Genomic DNA, 22,775 nt, shown 5'->3' on the forward strand with positions numbered 1-22,775 from the left:
GTTCAAGGCTAGCCCCAACCGAGTTCGTGCAGGCGGTCGTCATCTATGCCGAAGTGGTGTGCGATCTCGTGAACCACCGTGATGGCCACCTCGTCAATGACTTCCTGGCGGCTGCTGCAGATGTTCAGGATGGGTTGGCGGAAGATGGTGATCCGATCGGGCAGGGAGCCCGCATCCCACCAGGAATCACGTTCCGTGAGCGGCACGCCCTCGTAGAGCCCCAGTAGCACCGTGTCCGGGTTTTCGCCCGGCTGTGGGGTGTAATCGTCCTCAATGAAAATTGCCACATTGTCCATCGCACGGGCGGCTTTGGCTGGAATCAGCTGCAGAGCATCGCTGACGGCTTCCTCAAACTCCTCAGGTGACATCCCAAACGGGGGGCGGTGCGCCGCGCTTCGCTGAGGCAGGCGCGAAAAGGGGCGCTCGCCGTCGGGAACGATCGGAAGTCCGGGAGGAAGATTCGCGGGCATGACTCGACTTTAGTCCGCCATGGCTGTATTGGCTCCCTAAGTGATGAGGGATACTGATCTCAGTCCCTTTCCGATAGACACAGGAACCGCATGACTTCCACCGCTTCCCCCCTGTCTGAACCCCTCGACGTCGTCGTTGTGGGTGAGGCGCTGATCGACATCGTGCAGTCGCCCGACGGCCAAGCCGAATACCCGGGCGGCTCCCCAACCAACGTCGCCTACGGGCTTGGCCGGCTGGACGTGAAAGCCGGACTTTTGACGGCCATTGGCCGGGACCAGCGGGGCGACGCCATTGCGGCGCACCTCCAGAGCGCCGGCGTGGTGCTGTTGCCCGGGTCCCAATCCATGGGAAAGACCGCGACGGCGACAGCCCGGATAGCTGCCGACGGTTCGGCCGCGTACACCTTCGACATTGAGTGGGCGCTGGCTCCCCTGGCCCTGCCGTATGCGCCGCGTATCCTTCACACCGGCTCCATTGCCACGTTCCTTGAGCCTGGTGCAGGGGTGGTCCGCAGCTTGTTGGAGCAGGCACAGGGAGGCTGCCTGGTTACCTACGATCCCAATATCCGCACCGATCTCCTGGGCAGCCACCACGAGGCCCTCGCCCTCTTCGAGGAAATTGTGCCGTTGACCGATGTGGTCAGGATGAGCGCCTCGGACGCCCACTGGCTTTATCCCGGCAAGGCGCTGGAGGATATCGCGAGCCATCTTCTGACACTGGGTACCACGTTGGCGGTCATGACGGAGGGCGCGAAAGGCTCGCTCATGGCCACCCGTCACATACAGCTCCGTGTCCGCGCCGTGCCGTCCACGGTGGCCGACACCATCGGCGCGGGCGATTCCTACATGTCGGCGCTCATCATGGGGCTCTTGCTGCGCGGCAGCGACGGGCTTGCACCGACCGTGCTGGAACGGATCGGCAACATCGCCTCGATGGCGGCTGCCATCACGGTTGGGCGTCCGGGAGCCAACCCGCCCACGCACCGGGAACTTCTGGCGGAGATGGCCCGCTAGCGGCTTAGCTCGACCGGCGTCGCGTGAGTCCAACGCCCACCAAGCACACCACGCCGCCGATCAGTCCCCAGATGGTGGGGACTTCCTGCAGGACCGCCCAGGAGATCAGGATTGTTGTTCCCGGCACCAGATACGTCGTGGCGGCCAGCTTGCCGGCCGAGATCAGCGAGAGGGCGTACGCCCAGGTGGTGAACGCTATGGCGGTGGGGAAGATGCCCAGGTACACAAGGCCGAGCGTGGCCGGAAGAGGCGCGGCCTGGACCTCGGCGACCAACTGGCCAGCCCACGGCAGGCAGCAAAGCGCGCCCACCATGATGCCGAACCAGGTTGCCTGGCCTGCAGAGAACTTCCGGAGTACGGGCTTTTGCAGGATTGCGCTGACTGAGGCGAGCACAGCGGCCAGGAGGCACAACAACACTCCGGCGACGTCCGCCGTCGAACGTTGCCCCGAACCCAGGGCGATCATCGCCACGCCGCAGAACGCCACCCCGCTGCCGATCAGCAGCCACCGGGGGAAGCCCTCTTTGAGGAAGATTCCGGCCAGGATGGCGATGAGGATGGGGGATACGTTGATGAGCATGGCGCTGGTGCCGGCGTCGAGCATGTGTTCCGCAGCGTTCAGCGCGACGTTGTAGCCGCCGAACCACATCACCCCGTAGGCCACGATCGGCAGCCACTCGCGGCCTTTCGGCCACACTTTCAGCGTCGGCAGCACCACGATGCCAAGCACGACGGCGGCAACCGCCAAACGCCCGAGCGTCAAGGACCCGGGGGAGAAGCTGGGGCCGACCGCACGGATGCCCACGAAGGCCGAAGCCCAAAGGACGACCGTGACGACGACGGCCGCGATGCCGGCCTTGCTGATGGCCGCTCCGGGCGCGGGGGTGGTGCGCGGGGGCAGGCCTGGGGAGGGCTGGCCGGGTTCGGCCGGGGAAGTGGTTGTCATGTGCCAAATCTATCGGGGTATCGGCTTGGACCGCTGGCGGTTTTCGGACGCGTCAGGACAAGATCCTGCCAATGTTTGCGGAGCTGTTCCGAGGGGCAAAGGGTCGAGATCCAACCCTTCGGCGTGCTCGCAAGCGGGGGCCCCGGGATGCCCCTCGAGCCTCGATTTGGGAATATCGGCATCTATGCTCTAAAGTTTTAGAGTCCAGTTCGGACGAGCGAGACACGGAAAGAACGCGTAAAGCGTCCCTTTTCTTTGCAAAATCCGAATTGAGTTCAGGCCCCCATCGTCTAGCGGCCTAGGACACCGCCCTTTCACGGCGGCGGCACGGGTTCGAATCCCGTTGGGGGTACGCAAGGAAGTGGTAAATCGGATGAAAAAAGTCTGGTAAGCTAGAAGCCTTGAAAAAAACGCGGTAGAGATACTGCAAACGCAAGGCCCTGTAGCGCAGTTGGTTAGCGCGCCGCCCTGTCACGGCGGAGGTCGCGGGTTCAAGTCCCGTCAGGGTCGCTCTGAGCGCCGAAGAAATTCGGTTCTCAAGGTGACATGTCACCTAGGCTCTGTAGCTCAGTTGGTAGAGCGTTCGACTGAAAATCGAAAGGTCACCGGATCGACGCCGGTCGGAGCCACCACTGGGAAGCATCAGTTCTTTGGAACTGGTGCTTTTCTTCTTTTAAGCCGCTTTTAAGCCGCCGGCTCTTCATTCCCGTCTGCATGGTGTGTCGCCGGGTTGCCCGAGTCAACGTGGTGGTGGCGGTACAACTCTCCGCAAAGTTCGACGTCGGCACCCAGGTGGGTGCCGACGTCGCCGTCTTTATCCTGGCCCGGTCACCCTAGGACTTGAGCTTGGGCTTCACATCCTTGGTGTAGATAGTTTCCAAGGCTGCCCTGAGGTCTGAAAGTGTGGCCTTGACCTCTGCCTTTTCGTTCATGATCTTGGTGGCAGCCTTGGCAAGTTCCTGGTCGCCACCGGGTAGGAAGGTCTTGGCAAAATCCTGTGTCCTGGTGACCTTCAGCTGATCTACGACAGTGGCGAACTCTGGCGTCTGTGCCACGATCGCGGAGATGTCTGCATCCTTGGCAACCGGCATGTAACCAGTCGCCGCAGACAGCGTGGCCGCGCTCTGCGCGTTGGTAACAAAGGTGACGAACTTTGCCGCCGCCAGTTGCCTCTCCGGTGCGGTCTTACTGGCTACCACCAATCCTGAACCGCCTGTAGGGCATACTGGCGAGGCAGATACCGGACCGCCAGGCAGGAAACCGACTCCGATCCTCATGTTCGCTTCCTTGGCAGCCTTAAGCGTGGCTGTCAGATCGGCTGAGGAGCTGATGGTCGCGCTGACCGCGCCGGCCTGCAGGTCTGTGATGGCATTCTTGGAGGAGACCCCTGCCCAGCCGTCCTTCACGATGGAATCCTGGACCCACTGCATTGCTGAGACCGAGGCAGCTGCATCGGCCGTGATCTCCCATTCTTTTGACCAGCTTCCGCCCATGCCCCACAACACATTCTGGAGCGTCCACCCGGCGTATCCGGCAATTGCCGGATACTGGTAAGCGTTCTGGTATCCGGATGCCGAGTTCTGGGCTGCCTTGATTTTTGGAGCCCATTCTGAAAACTCTGACCAGGTGGCCGGCGCCCTTTCGGGGACGCCTGCGGCCTTGAAATGGTCCTTGTTGAAGTAGAACAGCGGTGTTGAGCGGGCGTAGGGAACAGCCCACTGCTTGTTGTTGTACTCATAGTCGCTGATGAGGCCGGGGGCATAGTCCGAGGTGCTGACCCCGACTGCATTGAGGAGCTCATCCAGTGCCAGGACTGTACCGGAGACGGCGTACCGGAACCACCAGACGTCGGATGCGACCACGACGTCAGGTACTTCAGTTCCCGCCTGGGCAGTCTGGAATTTTTGAGCCACCTCCTCGTAGTTCGAACCACCCGTAATGAGGTTCACTGTTATGTCCGGGTTGGCAGCGTGGAAGGCCTCGATCAGCTTCAGTTCCGTTTCACGGGACTTGCCGGGATGGCTGGACATGAAACTTATGGTCGCTGCGGGTTTGATCTTGGACCAGTCGATCGACGTCGATTTGTCAGTTGTTCCGCCGCCGCTGGTTGACGGTCCTGCGCAGGCCGCAAGGGCCGCGGCCCCAAGGCTTGCGCCGGTCAAAGTGAGGAAGCTCTTCCTTGAAAGTGGTGCGGACATCGGGGACGTGCCTTTCTGATGGATGGACGCCCGGCGTGCGGGCCTGTGAGTGGGAAAATTCATCCCGTAACCGACCCTTGGGTTAGCCCGGAGACGATATACCGCTGCAAGGCAGCGAAGATGATCAGAATGGGTAGCAGCACAATGACTGCTCCGGCCATGAGCATTCCCCAGTTCTGTGTTCCACCATCGCTGTTGACTAATTGGGTCAAGCCGACTGGAAGAGTCATCATGTCGGGGTGATCGGTCACAATCAGAGGCCAGATATATTCGTTCCACTCGGAAACGATGGTTACCAGGGCCACTGTCGCGATGCTGGGTATGGAGACGGGAACCACGATCTTCCACAGCTTTCGCCAGTGGCCGGCGCCGTCAATCTCCGCCGACTCCAGGATGGCCTGGGGCAATGTGAGGAAATGCTGGCGGAGGAGAAACGTGCCAAAGGCCGTCCCCAAGCCCGGGAGAATGATTCCCCAGTACGTGTTAAGCCCTCCCATGCCCGCAATCAGCACGTAGTTCGGGAGAACTGACACCTGTGGCGGAACCATGAGGGCGACCAGAATCAGCAGGAATATGACTCTCTTGAAGGGAAACCGCACGAACACCAATGCGTACGCCGTGAAGATTGCCAGAATGCACTTGATGCTTGAGCCGACAACAGTGACGATGACGCTGTTGAGGAAGAACCTGGCGAAGGGGACGGTGGATGCAGCATCTGCGTAGTTCTGCAGACTTGGATTCCTGGGCCATAGGGCCAGGTCGGTTGTGACGATCTCACCAGGCGCCTTGAGCGACGACAGCAACATCCAGAGCAGTGGAAGAAAAACTACGAGTGTGGCCATGGCAAGGGGTAGGTAGCCGCCAGCAACTGTCCGGCCCAGATTCTGCCAGGACAAGGGGCGGCCTCGCCCGGTGGAACTATTTGTAAGGGTCCCGCTCATGAGTAATGAACCTTTCGTTCCACGAACCGCAACTGGACGGCGGTCATGATGAGTAGCGCAAGGAACAGGACGACTGAAATGGCTGCCGAGTATCCTGCGCGGTTATAGGAACCGAACGCCTGAAGGTAGGAATCAAAGATGAGGGTGCTGGTTCCATTTCCCGAAGGCGTCATGATTCGGATGATGTCGAAGGCCTGCAGGGAACTCAGCAATGTAGTGATCAGCAGGAAGAACGTTGTGGGAGACAGGAGCGGGACCACAATTGACACGAACCGCCGCGCACTGCTGGCGCCGTCCAGCGAGGCCGCCTCCAGAAGTTGGGGTGGAACTGACTGAAGGCCTGCAAGATACACCACGGCGCAGTAGCCGAGGTTCTTCCATATATAGACAAGGATGACCATCACCAAGGCAAGCTTGGGGTCGTTCACCCACTGCGGACTGAGTTGTCCGATCCCCCTCAACATCCAGGACAGAACCCCATAGGTAGGGTCGAAGATGAAGAGCCATACCAATCCGACGCCAACACCCGACAAGACGTACGGGGCAAAGACAACTGCCCGGGCAAAGGTGCGGCCCTTCAGTCTTTGGTTGAGCGTCAAGGCAACCAGGAGGCCTAGTGCCATTGCCCCACCGACTGTTGTGACGGTAAAGATCGCCGTAACGCCTAGAACAGCGGATGCATCGGGGGAATCGAAGAACTCCACGTAGTTGCCAAGCCCAACGCTGGTTGCACTTGCGGCGCCCAGCGTCCAGTCCAGTGTCGAATAGTAGATGTTTGTTATGAGCGGCCTGTAGGTAAACAGGAGGATAAGCAGGACGTTGGGCGCCGCGAAAGCGACGAAAACCAAGGCATCCCTTCGGGACCGCTTGTTCCAACGCCGCGCTTCAAGTCCTGGTCGGGGTGGCCTGGGAAGAGCGGCCTCGCCCGGCGGAAGCACAGCGTCCGCAGTGGCAAGCCGCGCTGGATTTGACCGTGTTGTGGTTGGGGTGCGCTGAGTTGCGGCACCAATGTCTGATCTGCCCATGGAGAAACCTCACGTTGACCCCCACGTCATCGCTGTCCGGGCGATTCTGACAATATGAAAAGCAAGTATTTCAAGTTTGACCTGACAACCTAACTTCAGGTCATGGACAACGTATCCGATAACTTTGGCCATCCGCAAGACCTGCTTTGCGCTATGTGGATAACAGGGCTTCCCATATAGCAGTAGGCTTCCGCGGGCATAGTAAGCCATTGATACTTTATGTTCTGACAAACTTACAAAATACTTTACTTCTCACGCACAGGTGGGCACACTGGGTGATGGAATCGTTCCCTGGCCCGGACACAAGAACGGGAACCGCCGCTCGCGGCGTTCTGCTTTTTGATGATTTTTCCGGCTTGGACTTCCGCTATCGGACTGGAATGTTCTGCCGAACCACACCGAAAAGGGGGTCTGAAAGAAGCGGGAGCAATAAGTGATTTTCACCCTTAATACCCAGTGGTGGCAGATGTGTGTGGCACTGGCAGTGGCGTTGGTGCTGTCCACAGCCATTGGCTTTGAACGGCAAAGCAGGAACAAATCGGCGGGGATGCGGACTCATGCAATGGTGGGCCTGGGGGCTGCGCTTTTTATGGTTGTCAGCAAATACGGCTTCAGTGATGTCTTGATGGTGGATCTGGTGAGGCTGGACCCCTCCCGTCTGGCGGCCCAGGTTGTGTCCGGGATCGGCTTCATTGGGGCGGGCCTCGTCTTCGTTCGACGAAACCAAGTCCGCGGATTAACCACTGCGGCGTCGATTTGGGTTACGGCGGCGGTGGGCACCTCGGCTGGCGCCGGGCTGGTGCTGCCGGCAGTCTTTGTCACGGCTGCGCACTTCGTCATCGTCTACCTTTATCCGGTACTGACGGGAAAGTTTCGCTTCGGCTTGCCGGACCAATGGTTGCTCCGGGTCAGTTATCTGGATGGGGTTGGGGCGCTGCGGGATATCCTGCGCACGTGCACCGAGCAAGGCTTTCGCATTCAGGGATTCGCGAACACCCAGGTCGCCGCCGATGCTAAGGGAATCATGAACCGGTTGATGCAAGGGTCTCCTGATGGAATGGTCATCCCGGACTTCATTGAAATTGAGCTCGAGGTTGTTGGCACCGCCCCTGCCTCCGACATTGTCGGTAAGCTCTCCCAACTCACCGCGGTCACTGAAGTTTCCGTCGTTGATGACGCCGACTAATCCCGTAAATAGCCAGTAAAGGAAGAAGAGATGATCGAAATTCAAGGCCACCGTGGGGTGCTGGCCACGCGGCATGGCAACACTCTGGCGAGCTTCGTGGAAGCCCTTCGCCTGGGAGCCGATGCCATCGAGGTAGATGTTTGGCTCACGTCGGATGGACAGCTCGCCCTGCGCCATGATGCGGTAATTCGCGACGCCGACATCAGGCTTGGCTTCTTGCGTGATGCAGTGGTTGAGAAACATCCGGCGACGACCACTGATGTCGACGTCGAAACGCGGACCCCCACGTTGGCCGAAACGCTCGCTCTCATGCGTTTTGCCAACGCCACCGCAGTAGTTTTGGATATCGAAGTCAAGACGGAGGGCACGGCTTGGGATGAATATGGACAGGCAATCGTGTCCGCTCTCTCCAAAGTTCTGAAAGCCCACCAGCACGAACAGGCCCTGCGTGTCCGCAGCTTCGATCCTCAGATCGTTCGGGCAATGACAGCCATGCTGCCTGATGTCCCCGTGATAGCCCTCAGCAGAGCGAACACCGGTCAGTTACCGGGACTCTATCCCTCGGCACCCGATTCGCTCATAAGTACCGCTTTGGCAACCGGAGCGTCAGCCATTGCGCCGGAATTTGGAATCCTCAATGCCCAACTGGTGACGGAGGCGCATTTGGCAGGACTCAAGGTCTATCCGTGGACCCTGGTTACGGCCGATGAGATTCTGGAAGCCCTGGAACTTAGGGTCGATGGTGTGTGCGTCAACGACATTGCGTTGGCTCACGAGACGTTGGCGGGTCAGGGTATGGCGCTACCTCCCTCCCGCCCCATATCACTGCCCCTCCTCGGATCCGGAGCTACGGCGTAACCAGCCCCTTGTGGTCAAAATGGCGGCCACCGGGCGAGTACGGCCGCCACCCACTTTGATTTCTGGAGGGGCTGGACACGCCGTCTGCATGGTGTGTCGCCGGGTTATCCGCGGTCAAAGTGGGTGGTGGCGGTACAGGTGGTGCGGCTGGCTATTGGGGTGCCGTGCCGGGGCAGCCCCAGGAGTTGGGGTTTTGTTGGCAGGTGTCGGCGACGAGTGCTCGTTCGGTTTTCCAGACGTGGATTGTTTTGGGCGGGGTGGTGAGGTTGAGGGTTCCGTTGATGGGTAGGGGTGGGCCGTTGTTGACGGAGTAGGTGCCGGTGAAGTTGGTGGTGATGGTGGCTTGGTAGTTGCCGGTTTCGGTGTAGGCGTGGCTGGTGCGGGTGTTGGTGGTGAGCCATTCGGTTTCGGGGATGGGGTATCCGGTGGTGGGGGTGGGGCCGAGGGTGGTGCCGTCTCCGAAGGTGTAGGTGTGGCTGGTTGGTGTGGCGGTGAGGTGGACGGTTTGGTCGAGGATGGTGAGGTCGAAAGCCTGGTGGGTGGCGGTGGTGTAGAAGTTGGTGGGTCCGCCTTTGAGGGTGTGGGGGAAGGGTTGGGCTTCGAGGGTTCCTGGGTTGATGGGGAGTTGGCGGAAGTCGTTGAGGATGCGGGCGGCGATGTCGGCCAGGACGTTGCCGGGTTCGGCGTCGTAGAGGCAGGCAGGCTTACCGTCGACGGGCTGCCAATCCGTGAAAGTTGGGTTGGTGATGGCCTTTGGTGCTTTCAGCCAGATGACTGGTGAGCCTTTCTCGCCATCGGGTGTTTTAGGTGGGCATTCAAGGGTCAGGCAGCCCATTTCACGGGCTCCGGGACCACCGAGACTGCACCGAAGGTCGGCCTTGTATTGGTAGGGGTCCTCAGCAACCGGAACCGAATCGGCGCCACGGGGAGAGGCTTCGCCCTTTATCGGGTCGAACTCCCAGATGACCCCGGCTTCTATCGTTCCCTCTTCCTCATTTCCGGTTCCCCATGATGATGAACCGCTCGGCTGATCTAGAGCTATCGCCACCGTGGGATGTAACAAGAAGAGGAGACAAACGATTATGCCTGGAAAGCGGCTAGCGGATGACACCGATTTCCACCACCCTCCAGGTTGTCTGGAAACGCGCGACAAAGACAAAGGCGCTATTTGTCGCGGCACTTGGCGGTCGACCTTCGGTGCCGTCAGCGTTGTAGTACGAGATGGCATCTTGGATCAGCTGAACTTTTGCCAAATGGGATGAGTCATCCGTGTTCCAGTCGAGATCTACCGTTGGAACTTGAATCCTTCCCCCAGCCATCCACCGTCCGTTAACGTAACTATCGTTCGTTCCATCGAGGAGCTTGCTGCAAGAGACGCACTCCGAAGAGTTCAGGGAGGCAAGTGTCGTAGTTTCCCCAGTTTCATTCGCATAGTTCTTGATTGCGTAGTAGTACCCAATAAACGCCTCCAGCCCCGCCTTCGAGTTCTCCTTCGCCAGCTCCGGCATCACTGGGACAGGCACGTTCTGCGCTTTTCCCTTGGCGTCGGCAGGCTTGTAGGCCCCGGAAGACGCGGGAGCAGCCGACGCAGCCGGAACTGAAACGCTGGAGGTTGGGGACGCCGTCGTCGTCTGTGGTTCCGAGGTGCCCGCAGTGGACGACCCGCCTTGGCAACCGGTGAGAAGCACCGCCAGCCCAACCAGGACCCCCAAAGTCCGCGCATGTAAAAACGAAAAGGCAGACGAAAGACGTGGCATGGCGAAGCTCCCCAGCAGCTGTTTCGGGTGATGTGTCGGCCAGTCTAGGCAGGGTCTTCAGCCGCCTCCCAGTCTGAAAATGGGCCTTGTGGATAACTCATCTCTGGCCTCGGGGCGGTGGCCGAAGTATTCTTGGCCTGCCAGCTTGTCATCGCATGCATCTTTATGGGGGAAATCATGGTCGCCATGGAACGTTCACGCTTGTCCATTTCCGGTCGTCTGGCAGCAGCTGCCGGTCTCGTCGCAATGTTGACGCTCAGCGCCTGCTCCTCACCATCACCAGCGGCTCAAAACACCCCGGCGGCCTCGTCCGAGGCTCCCGCCGCGGAAGTCGGTTCAAGCTCTGCTTCCGCCACGGCACCCAGCCCGGACGGCACAGCTGGAACCGGCGGTGTATACGGCCAATTCACCTCGATGTCGGAGGCTTGCCTGTCTGTCAGCGCCACGATGCTGAGCGTCACCATCCTCCCCTTGGCGGCCATGACCGGCGGAAATGCTGAAGACATCCAGAAGGCCAAGGACGAGTTGTCGAAGATGCAGGGCAAGGTGCCCGAAGAGCTGAAGCCGTCGTTCGAGAAACTGAGGGCCTTCACTGAGTCTGCGGGGTCGGACTTCAGCAAGTACGGCGATGGCCAGTTCGAGGAACTCATGAAGCCCATCCAGACGTGGACGGAGAAGAACTGCTCCTAGGGCGCCGCCGCGCGTACCCCTTGTCTCCAAAGCGTCGTGGCTAGACGCTAGGGTGGTACTCAAGAGAAGGGGAGTGCTCCATGGAAGTCCAGAATGTACAGCCGGATCCTGTGCCTGGGGGCGAGATTCCCGGTACCGGACGCACCATCATCTCCGAGGCGGCCGTGGCGAAGGTGGCGGGGATCGCCGCCCGCACAGTCCCCGGTGTTTACTCTCTTGGTTCGGGTCCTTCCCGCGCTCTGGGCGCGATCCGTGACGCCGTCGGCAGTTCAGACCACGCAGCGGGCGTCCGCGCCGAGGTGGGCGAAACCCAAGTGGCAGTGGACATCACCTTGGTTGCCCTCTACGGCCATCCTCTGCACGGCGTCGCCAACCAGGTCCGGGCCGCAGTGTACCGCGCCGTCGAAGAGCTCGTGGGCCTCCAGGTGATCGAAGTGAACGTAGAGATTACCGACGTCTTCATTGCGCCGCCGGCAAAACAGCCCGGAGCCAAGACCGTCGTGGTGGAAAGGGAGGCACTCCAGTGAGCATGACCGTTGTGGGAATCGCGATCGGAGCCTTCGTGGCGTTCATGTCGTTCTCGTTCGGGCTGTGGGGTTTCCTGATCTCGCTGCTTTTCATGGGAATCGGGGCGCTGTTGGGGCGGGCCGCGGAGGGGAAACTGGATCTTCGAAGCGTCCTTGACGCCATTACGGGCCGGCGCTCTTCGTCATGAGCGTGGCTGAGGCTGTGGAGTACACCACCACCAGCCTGGCCGGCCATAACCGGATCAGTACCCAGGCTTTGACTTCCCTGGCCCGTGCCGCTGCCGCCGAGGCGCTCGGTGTTGAGGCCAGCGACATCCGCGCAGATTGGACGGACGACGACGGCCTGCTGGCTTTGTCGATCGTCGCACCCATCAGCGTCCCGGCTTTGACGGAAGTGCTCCGGGATCCCAGGCGCGTCCAAGGTTTTGGCGGTTCCATCTGGGACCGCGCCGTAGCTGCGAAAGCCAGGGTGCTTGAGACCGTGACACGGCTCAGCGGTTCCCAGTTAAGCAGGGTGGATATCAGGATCAGTGGTGCCCAGGTCAGGGAGGGAGGCCGCGTTCAATGACACAGGATCAGGAAACCGCGGAGTTCATGGCCGCCGGCCCGGACAACGGCGCGGCGCCAGTGGCGGGGGAGGACCCCGCAATGAGCCGTATCCTCCGTCGCGAGACCCATTCATCGCGGGCCGGCGCGGCCGTGATTGCCGCGGTACTTGTCATCATTCTCTGCGTCTACGCGTTGCTGGAAGCCGGAGTCCGGGCTGTCGGCCAACCTCCTTGGCTGGTTGATCCCACCACTGCTGCCGAACGCATCATCGCCCTTCCCGGGGGCATTTCATCCCTCCTGCTGGGGGCGAGCGGTGCCGTGATCGCCATGGCGGGTTTGTTCTTCCTGCTCCATGCAGTGCTGCCTGGCAGGCGGGCCCGCCATCTGCTCCGGGACCCGCGGACCGCCGTCGTGGTTGATGACGAAGTCCTGGCCTCGGCCCTTGCCCGTCGTGCCCGGATGGCAGCGAATGTTACCCAGGAGCAGGTGATGGTGGTGGTTTCCCGGCAGACAGTGGTGGTCAATGTACGGCCAACATCCGGGAGCCGGGTGAGCCACGACGCCGTGCTCGCCGCCGTGCAGGCCGAACTTGAAGAGATGTCGCCGGTCCCCATGCCCACTGTGCGGGTCAACCTGGCGTCGTCGGGGGTGATTGGGGCGTGAACGGGACACCTCGGGCACTCAACCGTGTTTTGCTCTTCATCATCGGGATCAAACTCCTGGCGGTAGGCCTTCTGCTCCTGCTGCTGGCGACTGTTCCCGCGGTGGCCGACTGGTGGCATGGATGGGCCGCCGGTGCCTGGGCCGGAGCTGAAAATGCCTTCCGGCAGACGCGATTCCCCGGACGTGAAGAAAGTTGGCTGTGGATTGTGGCGGGTGTGGTCCTGGTGGCCATCATCGTCGCCATGATCGCCTGGCTGTCACAGCAAGGCAAAGGACGGGCCAACCTCCTGGTGGCCAGTGATGACGACAGCACCGTGGACGGCGAAGTCAGGATTGGCGGAGGCGTCGCCGAGCAGGCGCTGAGGGCCGCGTTGACGGAAAGACCCGACCTCACAGGGGTGTCAGTGGCAACCTACGAGTTCAAAGGGCAACCGGGTCTGCGGATACGCATCCAACCCCGCCAGGGCGTGGCACCCCACCTCCTTGCTGCCGAGGTCTCGCAACTGGTCGAAGCGCTGGACCTCGTCATCGGCCAGAAGACGCCCGTGCTGGTGCACATGGTCTCAGGGGCGCGCTCACGATTCACCAAAGCCGAACGGGTGCGCTGACGTTGCGGAATTCCGCCGCTGCAAATAGTTTGAAGCCAGAGGGGAAACCTCCTTTGATGCACAAAGCCACAACCTGACAGAGGAGTTAGTCATGACTGAGGAAAACACTGGAGCAGACGCCGTGAACGACGCGGCATCGAACGCGAAGAACGCCGCCGGCGATGCCCTGGAAAATGCCAAGGAATTTGCTGGTGAGGCTGTAGAGAATGTCAAGGAATTCGCCGGCGATGCCGCGGAGAACGTGAAGGAGTTCTTCTCCGGGGATGTTGGAGAGAACGCCAAGGAATTGGCCGGTGACGTAGCGGAGAAGTCGAAGGAAATCGCCGGCGACGTAGCGGAGAACGTGAAAGACCTCGGTGCGAAGATTGCCGGACTTTTCAAGGACGGGAAGCAGCAATAGTTTCTGCCACCCGGGTACAGGAGACATAAATGGCCGGATCAAATGCGCCGGAATCTTCCTTGGATGCGGTCCTGGCTGAGCTTGCTGCACTGGAGGATCCCCGTGCCCGTGAGGTGAACGAGAAGCACGGCGACGATCACGGGGTTAACCTCAGCAAGCTTCGTGCCGTGGCCAAGCGGCTCAAAATCCAGCAGGATCTGTCCCGTGAACTGTGGTCCACAGGTGACACTGCTGCACGTCTTCTGTCACTTTTGGTTTGCCGTCCCAAGGACTTCGGAAAGAACGAACTGGACGCCATGCTCAGGGAAGCCAATCGCCCCAAAGTCCATGACTGGTTCGTCAACTACGTAGTCAAGAAAAGCCCGTTCGCTGAGGAGCTGAGGGTGGCGTGGTTTGCTGACCCTGACCCCGTGGTGGCGAGTGCCGGGTGGGCCCTCACCGCCGAGCGCGTGATTAAAAGGCCCGAGGGCCTGAACCTGGAGAAACTGCTGGACATTATCGAAGCAGAAATGAAGGACGCTCCGGACCGTCTGCAGTGGGCCATGAATAATTGTCTGGCACAAATCGGCATCGAACACCCCGGGTATCGTTCCCGTGCGTTGGATATTGGCGAGCGGTTGGAAGTGCTGAAGGATTATCCAACGCCACCCAACTGCACCTCTCCGTTCGCCCCGGCCTGGATCAATGAAATGGTCAAACGCCAAGCCGGAACCTAGCGCTCGAACAGTTTTGGGGCACTATGCCCGGGTGTTCTTGTCCCTGCGCTTTTGAGCGATGAAAAGGACAACGGCAGCGACAACCAGGATTGCTGCAGCGATGCCAACGGCCATGGGTGCGTTGTCATCGTTGGGTTTGACCTGTTCCGGCGTGGTTGAAGTTGCCGGAGCAGGTGTGCTGGATGGCTGAGACGCGTCGGGCGCCGGTGAAGGTGTGGCGCTGCCGGTTTGGGCCGGGGTTTGAACGGTGACGGTGGTGGTCTCCTTGGCCGGAACCGTCGCTTCCAAGGCGTTGTGAGCCTGCGCTGGGCCCGCGGCGACGGCAAGGACAAGAACGGCGGCGCCAAGGGCCAGGCGGGTGCGGAGGAAGCAAGCAGTGGAGAGTTTCATTGGATGTTCTGCAATTCTGCTGTTCGGCCAGGGGCCGCTGGGTGGCGAAGCCGCTCCGTAGCATCTGCCCGGAGCGCTGCCGGGCACTGAACCGGCCCGGTTGGCGGAGGGTCAGTTATTTTGCGGCTTCGGCCACGAGTTGGCGGAACTGTTCCTTGGTGTCGAGGGTGAGCATTTCACCGTTGAGGAAAAACGTCGGTGTGCCCTTGACGCCCAGGCCCGTACCGTCGGCGATGTCTTTCTTGATTCGTTCCTTGGTCTTGTCGTCGGCCACCGCGGCGTCGTAGGCGCCAAGATCGAGGCCCAGTTCCCCGGCGAAAGTGCGGAAAAGAGGTGCTTGGGACTCCGTCTTCTCGCCCCACTGCGGCTGGGTTTCAAACAATTTCGCGGACATCTGTTCGTACTTGCCCTGCTGGGCGGCTGCTTCCACGGCAAGGGCTGCGGTGGCCGAATTACGGTGGGCCGGCAACGGGAAGTAACGGTGCACAAAGGTGACCCGGTCTCCGAATTCCTTCTTCAGTTCCTCGACCACCGGCTGCGCGGCAAGGCATGCTTCGCATTCGAAGTCCAGGAACTCCACCAGCTGGGCCTTTTCGACGGCCGGTGAGGTGAGCCGATGGCTGTCTTCGCGGACTACCCGGGCTTCGGCGGCCGGTGTGGGTTCCGACGGCGCGGGTTTGTTCAGCGTGAATACGGTGTACCAGATCACGCCGACGGCAACGACGACAGCGAGCAGGACCCAGATGAAGACCCGGACTTTCCTGGCATTGTCCAAGGGCGGGGGCGTTTTGCTTTGCGTCATCAGTGGTGGATGCTTTCCTGGTCGCGGTGGGAGGCTGGTTCGATCTGGAAGGTGGAGTGTTCGACGCTGATGTCGAAGTGCTGGGCGAGGCATGCCTGCAGCTCGGAGAGGATGCCGGCAGCGTGTCCGTCGGTGAGGCATTTGTCTTCCACTGAGACATGGGCCGAGAGCACCGGGGTTCCGGAGGCCACAAGCGAAGCGTGCAGGTCGTGCACGTCGATGACGTGGGGGAGGGCCAGGATGTGCTCGCGCACCTTGGCCAGGTCCAGGCCGTCGGGGGTGGATTCCATCAGCACGTTCACGGTATCGCGCAGCAACTTCAGGGTCCGGGGGATGATCAGGACGCCGATAAGCAAGGACACCAGGGCGTCGGCCTGAAGCCAGCCGGTGACGGCAATGACGATGGCTGCGATGATGACCGCCACGGATCCGAGAGCGTCGTTGAGGACCTCAAGAAAGGCGGCTTTCATGTTGAAGTTGTGGTTCCGGCCGGACGCCAGGATCACCAGGCCCACGGCGTTGCCGGCCAGGCCAATGATGCCGAACCAGAGCATCGTGGACCCTCCGATTTCGGGTGGTTCGAACAGCCTGCGGATGCCCTCGACGATCACGAAACCGCCGACGGCGAGCAGCAAAGCCGCCTGCCCGGCAGCGGCGATGATTTCGGCGCGCTTGTAACCCCAGGTCCGTTTCATCGTGGCGGGCTTCATGGCCAGGGACGCGGCGACGAGTGCTATCAACAGCCCGGCAGAATCGGTGAACATGTGCCCGGCATCCGCCAGCAGCGCAAGGCTCCCGGTCAGGACGGCGCCGATGATTTCGGCAATCATCACGGTAAAGGTGATGGCGAAGACCGTGATTAATTTGCTGCGCCGGGTGCTGGCTTCGGCGGCGTGGTCGTGCCCGTGACCGCTCATGCCCGGGCCTCCCGGATGGCCAGGGAGATGATGGCACCTCCGGCCATCCTGGGAGTCGCGCCCGTCATGCCCAGCTGCCGCAATTCAAGTGTTATGGCAGGGCTCCCGCTGCTGGCAAGGAAGGCTTTCAAAGTCACAATGGCTCCTTGGCGCTGGTCCCGGGCCCGGCCCCGATCGGCCCGGAATTGGGACGTGCCAGACAGTCCGGCACCATCACAGAATATATGTAGAGTTGTTCAGACGTTAATTCGTGGCCAATCCAAGGCGCAGCCGGGCTTCCTGGGTCTGCCGTTCTTTAGGCGGCCGCCAGGACAAGACAAATGCGACGCATTAGCAGGTAGGGGTAGTCTTGATGAATGACTGGAACAGCACGGGCACTGCGGACGACGCCCCGTCGGGCCGGCGCCGATTGCGCAGTCCGCTTGGTCGACGCCGACCGGGTCGAGGCGGTCAGAGCGCGGATGCCGGCCGAGTCGGACGTGGGCGATCTTGCCGTAATCTTCGGGCTACTCTCGGACCCTGGGCGAGTGAGGATCCTCATCGCCTTGCTCGACGGCGAAATGTGCGTGTGCGATCTGGCTGCCACCACAGGACTGAGCGAGTCCGCGGTTTCCCATGCACTCCGGCTGCTGCGCGGACCGCGCGTGGTGCAGGTCCGTCGCGCTGGTCGGATGGCTTACTACTCCCTGGCGGACTCGCACGTGCGGATGCTGCTCGATCTGGGGCTCACGCACGTCGGACACGCTGGCCAAGGACGACTCCAAGCGGTCAGCAACAGCTAACGGCCACACCGGAACAGCGCGCGTTCACCAGAAGGGTGTACTGAGTTGGGCGAGCCCGGAATCGACGGCCCCGTCTGGCTTCCATTGCTGCCACCCTCGCTGGGGGAGTACCTCGCCCCGAACATTCAGCCGGTTCCGCTGATTCCAGCCCTGACGCTGCTCGCAGCGGCCTTCTACCTTGCCGGCGCCATCAGTCTCTGGCGCAAGGGCCGGCGCTGGTCGCCGGTCAGAACAGCATCCTTCCTGCTCGGCTGCCTGGCCATCATCATCGTGATGGGGGCGGGCATCGAGGGGTACGGGCTGCGAATGTTCTCCATCTTCATGTTCCAGCAGCTGACACTGATGATGGCCGTGCCTCCGCTGCTGGTCATCGGATCTCCTGGCACCTTGCTGCTACGGTCAACCCCGCATGGCCGCTTCGGTCGGCCGGCGTTGAGAGCGGCCATCTGGGGCCTGCGTTCCCGGTGGGGCCGGTTGGCCATCCATCCGGCCTTCATGGTGCCGCTGTTCCTGTTGAGCTTCTACGGCGTCTATTTTTCCGGCCTCGCCGATCTGCTGCTGCCTAACTGGTATGGCCACGTGGGGCTGGAAGTGCTGTTTCTTGCGGCCGGCATCCTGTTCACAGTGCCCCTGATCTCTGCGGACCCGCTGCCGACCCGGCAGACCCACTTCGGCCGGATGCTGGATATCTTCGCTGAGATGCCGCTGCACGCCTTCTTTGGCGTGGTCATCATGATGGCCACCGCTCCGATGGTTAAATTCTTCGCCACACCACCGGCGGGTTGGAGCCTGGACCCGATGCAGGACCAGGGCATTGCCGGTGGACTGGCCTGGTCCTACGGCGAGCTGCCGGGAGTGCTGTTGCTCATGTTCATCCTGGTGCGCTGGCAGCGGGACGAGACCCGGGGATGGGCCAGGGCTGACCGCAGGTCTGCCGTGGCAGGAGACCCTGAGCTGGACGCCTACAACGCATACCTGCGGCAACTGGCCAACCGTCCGATGCGCCGGCAGTGAAGATACGCCGGCAGTGAAGGTGCCCGGCAGTGACGGTGCGCCGGCAGTGAATGGGCCGCTCAGCCCCTGTTGCGGTGCATCATCCGGTAGGTGAGTTCTGCGAGGAGTTCCTCGTCGGAAAGGTGCGAGGCCCGGGCGACGGGTGCCGCGGGAACGGCGACGCGTGGTGGTCCCTGCCGCGAGTCGTCACCGGAGCGCATGTCATCCGGCGTGATCATGTCGGGCGCGAAGTTAGACTTGCCTTTAAGGACTTCGGACACCGAGCCTGCCCGCCAGCCCAGGGCGTGCTCAAGTTTGCGTTGGTTGATTTCCTGCGTGCGCCGGGTGCCTGATTCCAGTGTCCGCACTGTCTTGATGGCGGTTCCTGCTTGTTTGGCCAGCTGCACCTGACTCAAACCTTGGGCGAGGCGTTCTTCCTTGATCAGCCGTCCAATGGTCTGCAGTGCTTCGAGTTCATCCACGCTTCCCACTGTTCCATAGGCAATACTAGGCAATCAAATCGACCCCGCGCCGCAGCCTTCCCTAAGCGCTCCGATATCTGCTGGAAGACCACCCTTTTCGCGGGTGTTCGACAACAATAATCAGGCTACTTTGTATCGTTGTGGTCACGACGCGTGTAAGCGCTTGCATTTTGCCTCACCCCGTGACTATTGTGAGCCTCACCACATCAACCGCACCGCGGAAAAACCTGGTCCACTCACCGAGGAGTTCCCAGCATGAAATCCAAAAAGTTCCTGCTTCCGGCAGCTGTAGCCGGAGTCCTGGCTCTGTCCCTGACCGCCTGTGGTGGCGGCGGGGGTGGCGGCGGCACCAGTTCCGGCGGTGCCAGCGGCGACGCAGCCAACAACCTTGACGGCCGCGGGCCGATCACCTACGTCCAAGGCAAGGACAACAGCAACGTTGTCCGGCCGCTCATCGAAAAGTGGAACGCAGCCCATCCGGACGAGAAAGTAACGTTCAAGGAGCAGTCGGACCAGGCCGACCAGCAGCACGATGATCTGGTCCAGAACTTCCAGGCAAAGAACGCCAACTACGACGTCATGAGCGTAGACCTGATCTGGGTGGCAGAATTTGCTGCCAAGGGCTGGCTGCAGCCGCTCAAGGACAAGACCGCAATCTCCACAGACGGCATGCTTGAGTCCACCGTCAAGAGCGCGACGTACAACAACACCCTCTACGCAGCTCCGCAGAGCTCGGACGGTGGCATCCTCTACTACCGTGGTGACCTGGTTCCCAACCCGCCCAAGACCTGGGACGAGATGATGGGAATGTGCGAGATCGCCAAGCAGAACAACATCGGCTGCTACGCAGGCCAGTTCCAGAAGTATGAAGGCCTCACGGTCAACGCGGCTGAAGCCATCAACTCCGCCGGTGGCAAGATCGTTGACGATTCCGGCAAGGCAGCTGTGAACTCCGCTGAAGCCAAGGCAGGCCTGACCAACCTGGTGAACGCATACAAGGATGGCAACATCCCCACAGAGGCAATCACCTTCCAGGAAGAGCAGGGACGCCAGGCCTTCGAAGCCGGCAAGCTGCTGTTCCACCGCAACTGGCCGTACGTGTACAACCTGGCCAAGACTGATGGTTCGTCCACTGTGAAGGACACGTTCAAGATGGCTCCCCTCCCGGGCAAGGACGGCCCTGGCGCATCTTCGCTTGGTGGCCACAACATCGCCATGAGCGTGTACTCCAAGAACAAGGCAACGGTTGCGGACTTCATCAAGTTCATCACCAGCGAGGAAACCCAGCGTTTCTACGCCACCCAGGGTTCGCTGGCCCCTGTCCTGACCAAGCTGTATGACGATCAGGAACTCGTGACCAAGCTGCCGTACCTCCCGGTGCTGAAAACGTCCATCGAGAACGCGGTTCCGCGTCCCGTGACGCCGTTCTACCCCGCCGTCACCAAGGCTGTGCAGGATAACGCCTACGCCGCCCTCAAGGGAGAGAAGACCGTGGACTCGGCGATCTCCGACATGCAAGCGGCTATTGAGTCGGCCGGAGCTAAGTAACCACCCGGGCTTCAGTCCGGCTGCCTGTCCCTGAGGGGCGGGCAGCCGGACTGCCGGCCACGGCCTTCTCCCTGACAGGAGTCTTGACATGTCAACAGAATTACAAAAACCAGACGCGACGGCGGCTACCGGACACACGATGCCGAGCCGCGAAAGCGCCGATCGAAAGCAACTCACGCAGGGCCGCTGGGCGTACACCCTCCTGGCGCCGTCGCTCATCCTGCTGGCGATTGTGATCATCTACCCGGTGCTCAACGCCATCATCATGTCCTTCCAGAAGGACTCCGGCCTCGATCCGGCCACGGGTTTCTTCTCCGAGGGCGGGCCGGCGGGCTTTGAAAACTACACGCACTGGCTGCTGCAGCAATGCACGGCCCCCGGTGGCGGCTCGCTTGCCTGCCCTCCGGGCACACTCGGAGCCCAGTTCTGGGACTCCATGGGCACTACCTTCTTCTTCACGGTGGTTACCGTGGCATTTGAGACCGTTCTTGGCTTCTGGATGGCTGTCATCATGGCCCGCGCCTTCCGCGGACGCAGCCTGATCCGTGCAGCTGTCCTGGTGCCCTGGGCCATCCCCACGGCTGTTACTGCCAAGCTTTGGTTCTTCATCTTCGCCTTCGAAGGCATCGCCAACAAGCTGTTCGGGACCCAGATCCTGTGGACCGGCTCGGAATGGCCTGCCAAGTGGGCCATCATCATTGCCGACGTCTGGAAGACCACTCCCTTCATGGCCCTCCTTATCCTGGCAGGCCTGCAGTTGATTCCGGACGAAGTCTATGAAGCCGCCAAGGTTGATGGGGCGTCCACCTGGCAGCGGTTCCGCCTGATCACCCTGCCGCTGGTGAAGCCGGCGCTGATGGTGGCCATCCTGTTCCGAGTTTTGGACGCACTGCGCATGTACGATCTCCCCGCCATCATGACCCAGGGCGCGAACGGCACCACCACGCTGTCCATCCTGGTTGTCCAACAAATCAGGCAAGGGTTCAATACAGCGGCGGCGCTATCGACCATTACATTCCTGGTGATCTTCCTTGTGGCCTTTATCTTCGTCCGCTTCCTCGGGGCGAATGCCGTGGATGCAGCCACATCTTCCGGAAAGGCCAAGTGAGATGAGCACAGCCACAGCTTCGAAGACCTCCACCAGCTCCGTGGAACGGCCTAAACGGCCCTTCAATTGGGGGTCGCTGCGCACCTACATCAGCGCCGTCATCATCCTCATCTGGTGCATGGCGCCCTTCTACTGGATGCTGGTCACCGCCTTCCGCGATGTGGGATACACGTTCGACACCACCCCGTTCTTTACCCACGTCACGTGGGATAACTTCGCGACGGTGTTCGACGAGAGCCTTGGCAACCACTTTGGTCGCAACCTGTTGAACAGCCTGATCGTCGGCGCCGTGACCACAGTCGTCGCGCTGCTTGTTGGTGTTTTCGCGGCCTACGCCCTGGCCCGGCTGAATTTCCGGTTCAAGTTCGTAGTCCTCGGTTTCATCCTGGGTGCATCGATGTTCCCGGGCGTCGCCTTGGTTACCCCGCTGTTCCAGTTGTTCACCAACATCGGTTGGTTCGGCACCTACCAGGCGCTGATCATTCCGAACATCTCCTTCGTTCTTCCGCTGACGGTCTACACGCTGACCTCCTTCTTCCGGGAGATGCCGTGGGAGCTTGAAGAAGCGGCGAGGATTGATGGCTGCACGCAGGGACAGGCCTTCCGGAAGGTGATCCTTCCTTTGGCAGCCCCGGCGACGTTCACCACAGCGATCCTGGCGTTCATTGCGTCCTGGAATGAATTCCTTATTGCCAGCCAGTTGTCGAATGACTCAACCAAGACCGTCACAGTGGCCATCGCATACTTTGCCGGTGCCCAACCTCACCAGGAACCGTACACAGCCGTGATGGCCGCCGGTACCGTGGTGACCATTCCGTTGGTTGTCCTGGTGCTGATCTTCCAGCGCAAGATCGTGGCCGGCCTCACGGCAGGTGCTGTCAAGTGACAAGTTACGGAGATCGACGTCGGGCGTCCCCCGCAGCAAAGCCGGACCCGGGAACCAAACGGGTACGGTCTGCGGAGGACTTCGACATCATCATCGGGTTCCTCGCCTTCTGGGGCCTGGTGCTCCTGGTGGTCACTGTTTCGATGGAAGTCACAGGCCAGCCTGCCCTCGGCTGGGCGTTGGGCCTGCTGGCTGTTGTCCTCGCGCTCTGGGGCATGCTTCGCTTGCGGCGCAAGCTACCCCAGCGCACTACACGTCGGATTGGTTGAGGTGGCCCACGGCGAACACCAGTAGCTGACCGGCTTCGCAACAACCTGTG

Annotated in this window: 30 protein-coding genes and 3 tRNA genes; 21 read left to right on the plus strand and 12 right to left on the minus strand. The window is 61.1% G+C overall.

The features are described from left to right. Nucleotides 1-8 precede the first annotated feature (8 nt). Nucleotides 9-470, minus strand: a complete 462-nt coding sequence (locus tag IEY62_RS16045; protein ID WP_189019642.1) for a metallopeptidase family protein — start codon at nucleotides 468-470, stop codon at nucleotides 9-11. A 90-nt stretch (nucleotides 471-560) separates the two neighbouring features. On the opposite strand from IEY62_RS16045, the gene IEY62_RS16050 reads away from it, so the two are divergent. Continuing rightward, the gene (locus IEY62_RS16050; RefSeq protein ID WP_189019644.1) at nucleotides 561-1,484 is read left to right on the plus strand and encodes a PfkB family carbohydrate kinase; all 924 of its coding nucleotides are present in this window, start codon (nucleotides 561-563) and stop codon (nucleotides 1,482-1,484) included. A gap of 4 nt (nucleotides 1,485-1,488) precedes the next feature. Here IEY62_RS16050 and IEY62_RS16055 read toward each other — a convergent pair whose 3' ends face one another. Beyond that, nucleotides 1,489-2,430 carry a DMT family transporter gene (locus IEY62_RS16055; RefSeq protein ID WP_189019646.1) on the minus strand — a complete coding sequence of 314 codons (942 nt, stop codon included), beginning with the start codon at nucleotides 2,428-2,430 and terminating at the stop codon, nucleotides 1,489-1,491. Nucleotides 2,431-2,709: 279 nt separating this feature from the next. Here IEY62_RS16055 and IEY62_RS16060 point away from each other — a divergent pair. The 4 genes from IEY62_RS16060 to IEY62_RS21820 all read left to right on the plus strand — a co-directional run bounded on the left by IEY62_RS16060 (nucleotide 2,710) and on the right by IEY62_RS21820 (nucleotide 3,267). Beyond that, nucleotides 2,710-2,782, plus strand: a tRNA-Glu gene (locus IEY62_RS16060). Between the two features lie 84 nt (nucleotides 2,783-2,866). Further along, a tRNA-Asp gene (locus tag IEY62_RS16065) sits at nucleotides 2,867-2,940 on the plus strand. 46 nt (nucleotides 2,941-2,986) lie between these two features. After that, a tRNA-Phe gene (locus IEY62_RS16070) sits at nucleotides 2,987-3,062 on the plus strand. 82 nt (nucleotides 3,063-3,144) lie between these two features. Beyond that, nucleotides 3,145-3,267 (plus strand): hypothetical protein, encoded by a 123-nt coding sequence (locus IEY62_RS21820; protein ID WP_268241121.1) that lies wholly within the window; start codon nucleotides 3,145-3,147, stop codon nucleotides 3,265-3,267. Here IEY62_RS21820 and IEY62_RS16075 read toward each other — a convergent pair. From IEY62_RS16075 to IEY62_RS16085, 3 genes are read right to left on the minus strand one after another with little or no spacing between them, the layout of a single operon-like run. Then, nucleotides 3,264-4,628 carry an ABC transporter substrate-binding protein gene (locus tag IEY62_RS16075; RefSeq protein WP_189019649.1) on the minus strand — a complete coding sequence of 455 codons (1,365 nt, stop codon included), beginning with the start codon at nucleotides 4,626-4,628 and terminating at the stop codon, nucleotides 3,264-3,266. The genes IEY62_RS21820 and IEY62_RS16075 overlap by 4 nt on opposite strands. Nucleotides 4,629-4,687: 59 nt before the next feature. After that, nucleotides 4,688-5,569 (minus strand): carbohydrate ABC transporter permease, encoded by an 882-nt coding sequence (locus IEY62_RS16080; RefSeq protein ID WP_189019651.1) that lies wholly within the window; start codon nucleotides 5,567-5,569, stop codon nucleotides 4,688-4,690. Beyond that, a complete protein-coding gene (locus IEY62_RS16085) occupies nucleotides 5,566-6,594 on the minus strand; it encodes a carbohydrate ABC transporter permease (RefSeq protein WP_189019653.1) in 1,029 nt (342 codons plus the stop codon). The genes IEY62_RS16080 and IEY62_RS16085 overlap by 4 nt, the downstream gene beginning before the upstream one ends. 433 nt (nucleotides 6,595-7,027) lie before the next feature. Here IEY62_RS16085 and IEY62_RS16090 point away from each other — a divergent pair, with 433 nt between their 5' ends. After that, nucleotides 7,028-7,780, plus strand: coding sequence for an MgtC/SapB family protein (locus tag IEY62_RS16090; protein ID WP_229785379.1), 753 nt, complete (start codon nucleotides 7,028-7,030; stop codon nucleotides 7,778-7,780). Nucleotides 7,781-7,810: 30 nt separating this feature from the next. Then, on the plus strand, nucleotides 7,811-8,638 hold the full coding sequence (locus IEY62_RS16095) for a glycerophosphodiester phosphodiesterase (RefSeq protein ID WP_189019655.1): 828 nt from the start codon (nucleotides 7,811-7,813) through the stop codon (nucleotides 8,636-8,638). 151 nt (nucleotides 8,639-8,789) lie between these two features. Here IEY62_RS16095 and IEY62_RS16100 read toward each other — a convergent pair whose 3' ends face one another. Together IEY62_RS16100 and IEY62_RS16105 are read right to left on the minus strand one after the other, a co-directional pair. Beyond that, a complete protein-coding gene (locus IEY62_RS16100; RefSeq protein ID WP_229785381.1) occupies nucleotides 8,790-9,686 on the minus strand; it encodes a hypothetical protein in 897 nt (298 codons plus the stop codon). Between the two features lie 49 nt (nucleotides 9,687-9,735). Then, nucleotides 9,736-10,395 (minus strand): DUF6318 family protein, encoded by a 660-nt coding sequence (locus tag IEY62_RS16105; RefSeq protein WP_189019657.1) that lies wholly within the window; start codon nucleotides 10,393-10,395, stop codon nucleotides 9,736-9,738. A gap of 186 nt (nucleotides 10,396-10,581) precedes the next feature. Here IEY62_RS16105 and IEY62_RS16110 point away from each other — a divergent pair, with 186 nt between their 5' ends. The 8 genes from IEY62_RS16110 (at nucleotide 10,582) to IEY62_RS16145 (ending at nucleotide 14,548) form a co-directional block, all read left to right on the plus strand. Then, nucleotides 10,582-11,085 (plus strand): hypothetical protein, encoded by a 504-nt coding sequence (locus IEY62_RS16110; protein WP_229785383.1) that lies wholly within the window; start codon nucleotides 10,582-10,584, stop codon nucleotides 11,083-11,085. 80 nt (nucleotides 11,086-11,165) lie between these two features. Continuing rightward, on the plus strand, nucleotides 11,166-11,612 hold the full coding sequence (locus IEY62_RS16115; RefSeq protein ID WP_189019662.1) for an Asp23/Gls24 family envelope stress response protein: 447 nt from the start codon (nucleotides 11,166-11,168) through the stop codon (nucleotides 11,610-11,612). After that, on the plus strand, nucleotides 11,609-11,800 hold the full coding sequence (locus IEY62_RS16120; RefSeq protein WP_018779541.1) for a DUF2273 domain-containing protein: 192 nt from the start codon (nucleotides 11,609-11,611) through the stop codon (nucleotides 11,798-11,800). The genes IEY62_RS16115 and IEY62_RS16120 overlap by 4 nt, the downstream gene beginning before the upstream one ends. Further along, nucleotides 11,797-12,180 (plus strand): hypothetical protein, encoded by a 384-nt coding sequence (locus IEY62_RS16125; RefSeq protein WP_189019664.1) that lies wholly within the window; start codon nucleotides 11,797-11,799, stop codon nucleotides 12,178-12,180. The genes IEY62_RS16120 and IEY62_RS16125 overlap by 4 nt, the downstream gene beginning before the upstream one ends. Beyond that, entirely contained in the window at nucleotides 12,177-12,824 is a 648-nt protein-coding gene (locus tag IEY62_RS16130; protein WP_189019666.1) for a DUF6286 domain-containing protein, read from the plus strand. The genes IEY62_RS16125 and IEY62_RS16130 overlap by 4 nt, the downstream gene beginning before the upstream one ends. Next, nucleotides 12,821-13,432, plus strand: a complete 612-nt coding sequence (locus tag IEY62_RS16135; RefSeq protein ID WP_189019668.1) for a hypothetical protein — start codon at nucleotides 12,821-12,823, stop codon at nucleotides 13,430-13,432. The genes IEY62_RS16130 and IEY62_RS16135 overlap by 4 nt, the downstream gene beginning before the upstream one ends. A gap of 91 nt (nucleotides 13,433-13,523) precedes the next feature. Then, complete coding sequence (locus tag IEY62_RS16140; protein WP_189019670.1) at nucleotides 13,524-13,832, plus strand: hypothetical protein; 309 nt, start codon at nucleotides 13,524-13,526, stop codon at nucleotides 13,830-13,832. Nucleotides 13,833-13,861: 29 nt separating this feature from the next. Next, the gene (locus IEY62_RS16145) at nucleotides 13,862-14,548 is read left to right on the plus strand and encodes a DNA alkylation repair protein (RefSeq protein ID WP_189019672.1); all 687 of its coding nucleotides are present in this window, start codon (nucleotides 13,862-13,864) and stop codon (nucleotides 14,546-14,548) included. 21 nt (nucleotides 14,549-14,569) lie between these two features. Here the strand turns inward: IEY62_RS16145 and IEY62_RS16150 are convergent, their stop codons facing one another. From IEY62_RS16150 to IEY62_RS16165, 4 genes are all read right to left on the minus strand, one after another. Then, nucleotides 14,570-14,938, minus strand: coding sequence for a hypothetical protein (locus IEY62_RS16150; RefSeq protein WP_189019674.1), 369 nt, complete (start codon nucleotides 14,936-14,938; stop codon nucleotides 14,570-14,572). 115 nt (nucleotides 14,939-15,053) lie between these two features. Beyond that, the gene (locus IEY62_RS16155) at nucleotides 15,054-15,740 is read right to left on the minus strand and encodes a DsbA family protein (RefSeq protein WP_189019676.1); all 687 of its coding nucleotides are present in this window, start codon (nucleotides 15,738-15,740) and stop codon (nucleotides 15,054-15,056) included. After that, nucleotides 15,740-16,657 (minus strand): cation diffusion facilitator family transporter, encoded by a 918-nt coding sequence (locus IEY62_RS16160; RefSeq protein ID WP_189019678.1) that lies wholly within the window; start codon nucleotides 16,655-16,657, stop codon nucleotides 15,740-15,742. The genes IEY62_RS16155 and IEY62_RS16160 overlap by 1 nt, the downstream gene beginning before the upstream one ends. Beyond that, nucleotides 16,654-16,794 carry a hypothetical protein gene (locus tag IEY62_RS16165; RefSeq protein ID WP_189019680.1) on the minus strand — a complete coding sequence of 47 codons (141 nt, stop codon included), beginning with the start codon at nucleotides 16,792-16,794 and terminating at the stop codon, nucleotides 16,654-16,656. Before IEY62_RS16165 ends, IEY62_RS16160 begins: the two co-directional genes overlap by 4 nt. 219 nt (nucleotides 16,795-17,013) lie before the next feature. Here IEY62_RS16165 and IEY62_RS16170 point away from each other — a divergent pair, with 219 nt between their 5' ends. Continuing rightward, the gene (locus IEY62_RS16170) at nucleotides 17,014-17,439 is read left to right on the plus strand and encodes an ArsR/SmtB family transcription factor (protein WP_189019682.1); all 426 of its coding nucleotides are present in this window, start codon (nucleotides 17,014-17,016) and stop codon (nucleotides 17,437-17,439) included. A gap of 45 nt (nucleotides 17,440-17,484) precedes the next feature. After that, a complete protein-coding gene (locus IEY62_RS16175) occupies nucleotides 17,485-18,453 on the plus strand; it encodes a cytochrome c oxidase assembly protein (protein WP_189019684.1) in 969 nt (322 codons plus the stop codon). Between the two features lie 59 nt (nucleotides 18,454-18,512). On the opposite strand, the gene IEY62_RS16180 is transcribed toward IEY62_RS16175, so the two are convergent. After that, nucleotides 18,513-18,914: a helix-turn-helix domain-containing protein gene (locus tag IEY62_RS16180; protein WP_055973941.1), complete on the minus strand. Its 402-nt coding sequence runs from the start codon at nucleotides 18,912-18,914 to the stop codon at nucleotides 18,513-18,515. A 255-nt stretch (nucleotides 18,915-19,169) separates the two neighbouring features. Here IEY62_RS16180 and IEY62_RS16185 point away from each other — a divergent pair, with 255 nt between their 5' ends. From IEY62_RS16185 to IEY62_RS16200, 4 genes are all read left to right on the plus strand, one after another. Continuing rightward, entirely contained in the window at nucleotides 19,170-20,462 is a 1,293-nt protein-coding gene (locus IEY62_RS16185; protein ID WP_189019687.1) for an ABC transporter substrate-binding protein, read from the plus strand. An 88-nt stretch (nucleotides 20,463-20,550) separates the two neighbouring features. Then, the gene (locus tag IEY62_RS16190) at nucleotides 20,551-21,570 is read left to right on the plus strand and encodes a carbohydrate ABC transporter permease (RefSeq protein ID WP_404595345.1); all 1,020 of its coding nucleotides are present in this window, start codon (nucleotides 20,551-20,553) and stop codon (nucleotides 21,568-21,570) included. 1 nt (nucleotide 21,571) lies between these two features. Then, the gene (locus IEY62_RS16195) at nucleotides 21,572-22,456 is read left to right on the plus strand and encodes a carbohydrate ABC transporter permease (protein WP_189019689.1); all 885 of its coding nucleotides are present in this window, start codon (nucleotides 21,572-21,574) and stop codon (nucleotides 22,454-22,456) included. Beyond that, a complete protein-coding gene (locus IEY62_RS16200; RefSeq protein ID WP_189019691.1) occupies nucleotides 22,453-22,725 on the plus strand; it encodes a hypothetical protein in 273 nt (90 codons plus the stop codon). The genes IEY62_RS16195 and IEY62_RS16200 overlap by 4 nt, the downstream gene beginning before the upstream one ends. Nucleotides 22,726-22,775 lie beyond the last annotated feature (50 nt).

It is taken from the genome of Paenarthrobacter histidinolovorans, assembly GCF_014647595.1.
GTDB lineage: Bacteria > Actinomycetota > Actinomycetes > Actinomycetales > Micrococcaceae > Arthrobacter > Arthrobacter histidinolovorans.